Genomic DNA, 7,703 nt, shown 5'->3' on the forward strand with positions numbered 1-7,703 from the left:
CAGCAAACCCTAATTAAATAATTCAGCTTTAAATCCTCCCCTTTCAAGGGGAAAAAAAGAAATTTTTTCCTTAAGGGTCAATCCTCTTCTTTTCAAGGAGATGTAATTGTTAATTAGGGCTTGCTGAATAAAGTCTGTTGGTAGGGGGAGGAGACAGGAGACAGGAGACAGGAGACAGGAGACAGGAGAAATGGGGAATGAGCGAGGAGGCAGTAGGAAGAATTATCCCTTGATTTTTCTGCCATAATCATCCCAAAATACTAGCATGCATGAGCTTTTTAGACCGAAAAACTTGCACTTTTTTCGACAAAAAAAGGCTGAAACTAATATCAGTCAATGCTTTGATATTTAATCAGCAAGCCCTAATTATTAACAATTCGGTAAACTTTTACAGCACTTCCCGCTGCCCGTGAGGTACTTAATTACTACGGAATCTACTGTATTTTAATAATAGCCTGCTAAACTATTATTTGAAAGGCTTTTCCTTTTTCCTTCTTCCTTCTTCCTTCTTCCTTCTTCCTTCTTCCTTCTGCTATACCCATTAACAATTAGTAATTTATGAATGTTTTTCGGATTGGAATAGCTGGCCCGGTAGGCTCAGGTAAAACAGCTTTAGTTGATGCCTTATGTAAGTCAATGCGACAAGAATATAATATTGCAGTTGTCACCAATGATATTTATACCCAAGAAGATGCCCAATTTTTAGTGCGAAGTCAAGCATTAGATAGTTCCCGTATAATAGGAGTAGAAACAGGTGGTTGTCCTCATACAGCTATCAGGGAAGATGCTTCTATTAATCTCATTGCTATTGAGCAGTTAGAAAATAAATTTACCGATCTAGACTTAGTATTTGTCGAAAGTGGCGGTGATAACTTAGCAGCAACTTTTAGTCCCGAGCTAGTTGATTTAACAATCTATGTAATTGATGTAGCTGCCGGTGATAAAATTCCCAGAAAAGGAGGTCCAGGTATTACTAAATCCGATCTACTTGTAATTAATAAAATTGACCTTGCTCCCCATGTAGGAGCAGACCTGAATATTATGGAAAAAGATACTAAAAAGATGCGAGGCGATCGCCCTTTTGTCTTTACGAATCTCAAAACAAAAGTTGGTTTAGAAGCAGTTTTAAACTTTATCCACAGATATCTAATTGTAGATTAACTCAATTTTCCTAATTCTATCAACTTAAAACATGAATAATATTTGGCAACGTTTGAAAAGTTTACCTTGGCAAGAACTATTTTTAGTAAGTTTCATTGCTATTTTGGCAGTTGTAGCAACAGAAGTATTATTAATCTTAAGCTTCACTTATTTTGTTGTTATCCTGAAACCATTGAGTATGCTATTTTCTTCTCCAATTTTTGGCGTATTAATACCTGTAGGAGCAGCAGTAGGAATGGGAGCGTTAGCAGTTTATTTATTAGAATTCTGGCAAAAGCAGTGGTTACTGAATAATTCTAGTCTTTGGGCGCTAGTTTTATGTTTATTTATCGGATTATTATTCAAGTCTTTATTTCCTCTCCCTGCTGTATTAGTTAGTGCATCTAGAACTTCATTAATAAGTCTAGCTATAGGAGTTTTCTGGAAAGGGCGACCTTATTGGCGACGTTAAAAAAATTCTAAAAATATAATCATGAAAATACTTACAAATTGCGGTTTTACCAGAGATGGGTGGCGCAGTGGCAAACGCGGTGAATATTTGGTATTAATTCAAGGTTTATTGCTGGTAGGATTTATTTTTTTGCCTACATATCACCTACCAGGAATTAGTTTAGAATTGCCAAAATTAATATACTCTTGTTGGATCGTAGCAGCACTTTTTAGTGCTACTGCATTAGTTTTTATTGTGAAAGGATTATTAGATTTAGGCAAAAATCTGACACCTTTGCCATATCCAAGAGTAGATGGTGAGCTAGTGCAAACAGGAGTTTATGGCATTGTTAGACATCCTTTGTATAGCGGTTTAATTTTCTTGACTCTCGGTTGGAGCATTTTTCAACTTAGTTTGTCTCATTTTGTAGCTGTTATTGTGATTTTTTTGTTTCTTGACTTGAAAGCAAGGCAAGAAGAAACCTGGTTAAGTGAAAAATATCCAGAATATTCAGATTATCAACAACGGGTAAAAAAATTAATTCCAAGGATTTATTAATTAGATATTAATTCACGATATTTGTCTCGAGGTCAATATATTTATTCAGAAGCAATTGAGATTATAAAAACAGTATATTAGATAACAATTTATCAATATTTATTATTTCCATAACTATTTTTTAACGTAATTCTACTGAATATTCTGCTAAAGTGCGAATAACAGTAATTTTTTTAGCTTCAATGATTTGATTTTTGGAATAACAAATTTTGGCGATAAAAGCTAGTTATTTTAAACAAATATCAACAGATTTCATCTAATCTTCACAATACTAGGATAAAAATTAAAGTAATTGTGAAAGTTTGCAAAATCAGGCCAAATTGGCTATACAAGAAAGTGAGATCAAAGTTAGACTGAAAATATATTGATAGAGTTGATATATAGGATGATCTAATTATGAGTTCTATTACAAGTATTTCACAGCAAGCTGCTCAAACAAACCATAACTACCTAGATAAACTACTGCAACCAATTCGCGAATATCTCGATCGTGTAGAAATAAATAATCAAAAAATAGCACATTTGCTGTGTCAATTGATCCCAGCTCAATGTCCTTTTGAGAGAGATGTGAAACTATTCGGACATCTACTGTTTCATATTCCTGCAATGTGTAAACTGAATCCTTTGTATGACCAATTTATTGGCTTACGATTTCGCGCTTTAACTTTTCTAGCGGATGTTTGTGGAGAGGATATTACGGGTTATATCAAATCCGTTTAATTCGGTATAAAAACATTCTTTATCTTCACCATTACCAAATCTTCATAAATTTTTTCCCTCCTGACTCCTGACTCCTGTATGTCGCCAATCCGACGGCTCCCCTACCTGACTCCTACTTCAAAAGATTTTATACCGATGCTACCGGATTTGATATTATTGCTGAAATATATTTCTTAATTTTAAATACTTGCTTCTACATTTTGTCTTAGAGTAGCTCAATGATATTTAGGTTATGCTACCAAGAGCTTAGTTTTTCTATGAAACTAGGCTCTTTATTATTGCCGAATGCGATCGCTATAACAAAAGGCAGAAGGCAAAAGGCAAAAGGCAGAAGGCAGAAGGCAGAAGAAAAAATATCGGGATAAAAAATCTAGGACTTCAGCAAATACCCTACACATAAACATGATAAAATATAATATTCAAGACTTTCTTCCTTCCTACTTCTGTCTTCCGTCTTTAAATAATGGCAAAATCCCTAAAACCTGACGCATTTTTCCAAACACCAGGAGTCATTCTCGATGTTCGTAGTCCCGGCGAATATGCTCAAGGTCATATTCCTGGATCTGTTAATTTCCCTCTATTTAATAATGATGAACGTGCCTTGGTGGGAACTTGCTACAAACAAAAAGGTAAAGATGAAGCAGTCGAATTAGGGTTAGCGATCGTCGGTCCGAAATTAGCTAATTTTGTTGCCCGTGCGAAGGTATTAGCTCCAGACCGTCAAGTTAGAATTCACTGTTGGCGAGGTGGAATGCGTAGCGCTGCAGTTGGTTGGTTACTGGAAACCGCAGGATTTAATGTTGCTCTACTGATTGGCGGTTACAAAGGGTTTCGACGTTGGGCACTTTCTCTATTTTCGATTCCACAAAAAATGATTATTCTGGGGGGAATGACTGGCAGTGGTAAAACTGAGATATTGACTGCTCTGGAAAATATAGGAGAACAAGTATTAGATTTAGAAGCTCTAGCTAACCATCGGGGTAGTAGTTTCGGTGCTTTGGGGCAGTTGCCTCAACCTACTAATGAGCAATTTTGGAATGCGATCGTGATGGAATGGGCAAAGTTCGACCGGAGTCAAGTTTTATGGGTTGAAGCGGAGAGTAAGCGTATTGGAATGTGTTGTATTCCCCAGGAAATTTTTGAGCAAATGGAAAGGGCGAAAGTTATCTCAATAAGTCGTAGTCGTCAGGAAAGAGTAGCATTTTTGGTCGAAATTTATGGAGAAGCAGATATTAATGATTTGATTGCTGCGACCGAACGCATTAGAAGACGACTGGGGGGTCTACGGACGCAAGAAGCGATTAATTTTCTGAGGGAGGGAAACTTGGCAGCAGCTTCAGATTTAATTCTCCACTATTATGACAAAACTTATACTTATGATTTAGAAAAAAGAGGAGTTAGTATTCATAAAGTAGATATTTCTGGTTTGTCGGCGGTTGATGCTGCCGTTTTGGTGCGGGAGAAAAGTCAAGAGATATAGTGGCGATCGCCGGATATTATTGTAGGGAAAAGGAAACAGCTAAGTTATTCTGTAGGGTGCGTTGCAACGCACCTATCGGTAGATTAGTTGTCTAATATCAAATCCGATACTCCTAAAATTGTGATATTAAATAATTGGTTTCTATTGCCCACAAATCAAAGGCTGTAGGGAATAAGTTTAGTGAATTTAAGTCAATGACTTCCGACACAACAGAATCTTGCCTGACAGTATGGTTTAAACCGATAGCGTGTACTACTTCGTGAGATATCACATACTGTTGTAAATATTGATTTTCAACATATAGCAATTCATCAGATAAGAAAATATCGCTGTTGATTGGACGATCTCCAGGGAAGTAAGCATAGCCAAGATAAGGAGTATTTGAATCTATACTAATTTTTATTTCTGCTGTATTGTAATCTACTTGTTGAAAGTCTAAATAGGTTCTGTTTTCTATGTAGTTGAAAGTATTGTTAAATAAGGCTTGAAGTTGTGGTGTAATACTATTGTCATAGCCATAAGTTGCATTTGGACTTAAAGCAAGTCCAGTTAGAATATCGTACATAATTACAAAAGAAGGTAAAGTGAAGAGAGGGTGGAATATATTTTTGATCGCTAATAAAGCAAACATGATATTATTGATTGAGCTGATTGCGATCGCTCAGTTGTCATATCATTAAGGTTGGGTTACTAAAGTAAGACCCAACCTATCAGCTAACAATTAAGAAAGTGCAGTTAGTTATTACAAAGGCATTCTGACAGCTTCTGAATACCGAATAGTGTAATCATAGGTTTGCAATTAAGTTACAACTGTGTTACACCTCAAATCAGAAAGGTTAGGTGTTACCAACGTCCAACTTCTCCAGCAGTCTTAGTCCCTAGATTCGGAGGCCAATTTGATTGTTACAAACTCTGCATATAAAAGCGATATTCACTACCATCATGCAACATTGCCATACTCGCTAAATTGCAACTTGGCGGAATGTTCTCTAGAGTCAATACTTGACAATTAGCAGATTTGTAACCATACTTATACTCGCTACCATTCCAAGCACCTTGATAGAATTCGGTGTTGCTACCAAGTTTGAATGCGTAAATGCGGTAATCATTACCATCATTCAGCATCGACCACCGAGACCAGTCGGTGTCATCTGGAAATCCAGATATTGGAAGTGCGGGACCAGGGACATAACTTTCAGCCTCTTGATCCCATAAAAATTGATACAGTTTATTGGGATTACCAAGTTGACGGAAGTAGACTCGGTAATATTCCTCCCCATAGAGCATAGAGAAACTATTGGTATCTGCATCATCCCAGATGAACTCGTACAGCTTAGTAGGGTTGCCAAGTTGCCGGAAGTAGAGTCGGTAATGTTCCTGCCCATAGAGCATAGAGAAGCTACTGGTATCTGCATCATCAGGAATCCCAGTTATGTTTAACTTGGGATATGAATTGTTATGACCGTATCTATAAGAATTACCATCCCATATAAATTGATAGAGTGTATCATTGGTACTACCCTTGAAACCCACATTCCGCACCACAAACATACTACAAGGGTATTTTTAACGAAGAATTTGGATTACAGCCTCTATTTTTGAGAATTGATATTAATAGCCTGTATAATATGTATTTTTACCTATGATTTTCATAATTATTATCAGGCAAGGCTTTGAATGCTTAGTCTAAGATACTACATTTTGACGTGCGGAATGTGGGTTGAAACAATACATACGATAGTCAGACCCATCGTGGAGCATTGACCAACGTCGCCAGTTTGCATCAGAAGGCGCACCAACGACCGGCAGTAGAGGAATTTCTGGGTAAAACTGATACAAGTTTTTTTCCCTGGAAAAAATAGCTTGATGGACAAAATTCATTAATTTGTCTCCTTCATTTCTTGGTTTGGTACTTCTATCTAATAGACGCTTCCCAGCAGTAATTTCTGAATTTTCAATCGACTATTTTGACTAATTTTTTTTTCACCCCATCTGTCAGAGTCTTTCTCTGTCTATCTTTGAGCTTTTATGTCAGTCTATGGATTTTATTTGAAAAAATTTTTTTCTGAAAATTTCACTCAAAAAATTCAGAAATTGATAAGCATGAGCGTCTTACAGCGCTTTTCAGATTGATAAACCACATCGTCATAACCAAAACCCTGTAAGGGCGCAATTCGGAGCTTTGCGTTAGCAAATGGCATTCGCCCCTACTGTGGTCTACTGAAATGAAAACCGCTTACGCGACCAAAAAGTTTTTGTTTGTAAAATTGCTCTAGCCCCTATCTGTTATCGGGCTGGAGCAATTCTACAAGCTTTAATTATACATATTCAACCGGACATGATATTAGTTCCAACAATTAAGTTCTCAAGGAAATATTAAGTTTTGTTAAATAATCATTTTTAGCAGCTAATTAGAGTTTATTATTAATATAAGTTCTATATAGCAGTCAAATAGAACCTAATGATCGATAGTAATAGAAAAACAAGGTCTGAAAAAATATCTGTCACTATGTCCGCAGGAACCTATAGACAGCTAGAGGAAAGAGCTTTACAAGAAGAGCGAACTTTAGTTAGTCTGGCCCTGTTTTACATAGAGAGCGGATTAGCTAGGAGTAGAGAATATGATGTTCTGCATGAATTAAGTTTTGACTATAAAAAGGCTTTAGCAGAACAACAAGCTCGGATAAAAACTCTTGAAGCCAAAATTGATAATTCCGATCCTCCTTTGGACAATCTTGTCAGAAAGGCGATAATCAAATCAATTTCAGGCCAAGCTTTAAACAATGTAGACATCAGCCTTATATGCGAGTACCTTGATTACGATCAGGAATTACTACCCGATCTAGTCTATGGAGATCAAATCCTAGAACAAAATGCAGATGAGGAAGAAGATCGAAAATCAGCCTCAATTCCTGAATAGACATCTCTGAAAATAATCAAACATCTACTATAACCATCTTTATGGCAAGAAATCGCTATCAATGGATGGATTAAAGCTGTATTTAAACAGGGTGCATGAAATTGCACATTAAAGAATGATAATAAATTTTCAACTGTACATATATTGAGGAAAGAATTATCCAAAAATATTTACTTTCAGATTTCATCATTCCTAATTGTGCAACGCCGGGTGCAGACACAATCCCAGAAAAAAATGCAGATGAGTAAAAATATCAAAGGTAATCAGCCTCAATTCCTGAATGGATGGACTGAAGCCGTCTTTAAACAGGGTATCGTCTTTATTGCCCCTTTTTATTATAGGAAAGAAGACGTAATTGCTATCTACAATCAACATGAAGATTGGTTTATTTTATTAGCTACTAAGTGGGGTGAGGTTCGCCTCATCTGGAATGG

General features: G+C 36.5%; 10 protein-coding genes. 7 read left to right on the plus strand and 3 right to left on the minus strand.

What is annotated here, in order from left to right:
• Positions 1-558 precede the first annotated feature (558 nt).
• The 5 genes from ureG to mnmH all read left to right on the plus strand — a co-directional run bounded on the left by ureG (position 559) and on the right by mnmH (position 4,349).
• Positions 559-1,161, plus strand: coding sequence for an urease accessory protein UreG (gene ureG / locus F6K13_RS09765; RefSeq protein ID WP_124145440.1), 603 nt, complete (start codon positions 559-561; stop codon positions 1,159-1,161).
• 31 nt (positions 1,162-1,192) lie between these two features.
• Entirely contained in the window at positions 1,193-1,612 is a 420-nt protein-coding gene (locus tag F6K13_RS09770; RefSeq protein WP_124145439.1) for a peptide chain release factor 1, read from the plus strand.
• Between the two features lie 21 nt (positions 1,613-1,633).
• Positions 1,634-2,149, plus strand: coding sequence for an isoprenylcysteine carboxylmethyltransferase family protein (locus F6K13_RS09775; protein WP_124145438.1), 516 nt, complete (start codon positions 1,634-1,636; stop codon positions 2,147-2,149).
• Between the two features lie 396 nt (positions 2,150-2,545).
• Entirely contained in the window at positions 2,546-2,869 is a 324-nt protein-coding gene (locus tag F6K13_RS09780; protein WP_124145437.1) for a Mo-dependent nitrogenase C-terminal domain-containing protein, read from the plus strand.
• Positions 2,870-3,332: 463 nt separating this feature from the next.
• Complete coding sequence (gene mnmH / locus F6K13_RS09785; RefSeq protein ID WP_124145436.1) at positions 3,333-4,349, plus strand: tRNA 2-selenouridine(34) synthase MnmH; 1,017 nt, start codon at positions 3,333-3,335, stop codon at positions 4,347-4,349.
• Between the two features lie 112 nt (positions 4,350-4,461).
• Here mnmH and F6K13_RS09790 read toward each other — a convergent pair whose 3' ends face one another.
• From F6K13_RS09790 to F6K13_RS09800, 3 genes are all read right to left on the minus strand, one after another.
• The gene (locus F6K13_RS09790) at positions 4,462-4,914 is read right to left on the minus strand and encodes a matrixin family metalloprotease (RefSeq protein ID WP_287284366.1); all 453 of its coding nucleotides are present in this window, start codon (positions 4,912-4,914) and stop codon (positions 4,462-4,464) included.
• A gap of 338 nt (positions 4,915-5,252) precedes the next feature.
• A complete protein-coding gene (locus F6K13_RS09795; protein ID WP_287287296.1) occupies positions 5,253-5,900 on the minus strand; it encodes a hypothetical protein in 648 nt (215 codons plus the stop codon).
• Positions 5,901-6,035: 135 nt separating this feature from the next.
• A complete protein-coding gene (locus tag F6K13_RS09800) occupies positions 6,036-6,230 on the minus strand; it encodes a hypothetical protein (RefSeq protein ID WP_287276902.1) in 195 nt (64 codons plus the stop codon).
• A gap of 628 nt (positions 6,231-6,858) precedes the next feature.
• On the opposite strand from F6K13_RS09800, the gene F6K13_RS09805 reads away from it, so the two are divergent.
• Complete coding sequence (locus tag F6K13_RS09805) at positions 6,859-7,269, plus strand: hypothetical protein (RefSeq protein ID WP_124145434.1); 411 nt, start codon at positions 6,859-6,861, stop codon at positions 7,267-7,269.
• 210 nt (positions 7,270-7,479) lie between these two features.
• Positions 7,480-7,703 (plus strand): hypothetical protein (locus tag F6K13_RS09810; RefSeq protein WP_287287298.1); only part of this gene is annotated, 224 nt, incomplete at its 3' end.

The sequence above is a fragment of the Okeania sp. SIO2B9 genome (assembly GCF_010672505.1).
GTDB lineage: Bacteria > Cyanobacteriota > Cyanobacteriia > Cyanobacteriales > Microcoleaceae > Okeania > Okeania hirsuta.